The sequence below is a fragment of the Arthrobacter flavus genome, assembly GCF_039526005.1.
GTDB classification, from domain to species: Bacteria; Actinomycetota; Actinomycetes; order Actinomycetales; family Micrococcaceae; genus Arthrobacter_D; species Arthrobacter_D flavus.
Genome location: NZ_BAAAIJ010000046.1, coordinates 1 through 1,858 on the forward strand (window position 1 = coordinate 1; position 1,858 = coordinate 1,858).

Genomic DNA, 1,858 nt, shown 5'->3' on the forward strand with positions numbered 1-1,858 from the left:
ATGATTCGTGAATTTCCTCCTGTGTCCATTCTCGGACACGAAACTCACACAAACACTGGACTTCTACACGGGGACCCAACCACTTTGTGCGCTGGGTGAGCAGGATGAATGAACCTGCGGCCAGCGCGGTGCAAACAGGAATCACCAAGTCCGCTACCCCCACTGGGCTGCTTGATTCTGCCCCGGAATAGAAAACGATGAATGCCCAGACTGCGGCCACAGTGAGGGTTACGGCGATTGCTATCACCTTCACATCCAAGTGGCTCCGCCGAGCAAGAAGATAGCCGACAGCTCCAGCCAGTCCTCCGATGATCACTCCGAGCACAGCTCCCGTGATCACGCTGAACGCTGTAATGCCACTCGTTACCTCCGGAGAGTCGGATCCGGAGTAGAACAGGAGGTATTGGAGGGGGCCAACAACGGCGCCTGTTACCGCTGCTATGGGTAACAGCAAAAGTGCGCGACGTGCGTGTCTTTCGACTGGAGGGTTCAAGATTTTACTCAACTGTAGCTCCGGGTATTTAGGACAAGCTGGGTGGCAAACTGGGTCCACCTTATCTTCGCCGCTTGAGCGTTGGCTGCATTCGCGACCGCCCCTCTGTCCGTGATGACCGTGGCCGCGATCGCGACACGAACAGGCCATCCCGATGGCTTGTAGAAGGAGAAGCTGATCGTTGACCCTGCGCCATCAAAGTGGCCTGGTGTTGCTCTTAGAGCGAAGTTGGTTGCGCCGGCACTCCGCACCATTTCAACGGGAGCCGGAATGTTGATGAAGGTCAGCGGACTGGCGTTTAGAGTAAATCGGTTTCCTCCCAGTGGGAAGTTCCTCGGTGCACCCGAGATCGGGAAGGAGCAATTGAAGCACCTGCTCAGCTCGCGGCTAGCACGCGCTACAGTTTCATTCCCCGGGATATATGCCCCGTTTCCGGTCCTGGCAATGGCGGTGTGCGAGTACGTCCAGTAGGGGTCGGCCAGGATTGGATACTCATAGTTGCCGCTGGTGTGATCAACGTACTGAGTCAGGTGCCGTTCTCGAACGCAATATGTGTTGGAACGGAGACGCCGGCGGCGTCGGTAGCCCACGGGACCTGAATGATCCCCAAGCCGTTCGCTTCGCTGTCTTCGATAACAAAGCTTCCGTCTTCGAGGGGGTAGACCACCGCACCATCGGGTAGATCGACGCTGTACTCAGCGGCTACTGGGGACTGCGCATCGCCGATGACTCTCAATATTTGGACGCCATCGGTCTTTGCCTGTACAGCGGCGAAATCATTTGCTCCGTCGATTTCCGCCACGCGAAGTCCGTCAGTGTTGATGGCTGATTCCGTGGATAGTCCCTCGATGCCAATCGAAACCTGATTGGCATCCGCGGGAAGTGCGGCCGGGGAAAGTTCACTGCTCACCACAATCGTTGGTAAGACGGGGAATTCTTCGGCATTTGGTGCCTGCGGCAGATCGGCCGTGCTGTCGGCAACCGCTTCAGGAATGACTTCTAGGATCACGTCCTGGCCTGAGTCGATCGCTCCCAATTCTTGCAGCTCAAGGTCTACGTTCGCCGCGACGTCCGAGAACTCGCTGGAAATCCAGGCGCCCGCATCTGCGGGTGAGTCGAGGTGGATTGCGGCATCGGGCGCCTGGGCGCTGTCGAAGGCTACTGCTGGGGTACTTCCAATTCCCAGGGCGGTCAACGATAGAGCTATCCCAAAACGCATACTTCTTGTATTCAATTTTCCCCCATTGATTTTGTGCCGATCACATCGTTGTGAGCCGGATAAAGTGAATATACAGGCTGTTAGCTGAAATGAGCCTCGTTACCTCAAAAATTCGGGCTATTGACTAGGTCAACCGTAAATGGCCC

2 protein-coding genes are annotated in these 1,858 nt (G+C 56.3%); both read right to left on the bottom strand.

Annotated features, from left to right (window positions below; translation table 11 throughout):
• Window positions 1–340: hypothetical protein (locus ABD059_RS09965; RefSeq protein WP_343879596.1), on the bottom strand; the 340-nt coding region annotated here is incomplete at its 3' end.
• Window positions 341–1,019: 679 nt separating this feature from the next.
• Window positions 1,020–1,712, bottom strand: coding sequence for a hypothetical protein (locus ABD059_RS09970; protein ID WP_343879598.1), 693 nt, complete (start codon window positions 1,710–1,712; stop codon window positions 1,020–1,022).
• Window positions 1,713–1,858 lie beyond the last annotated feature (146 nt).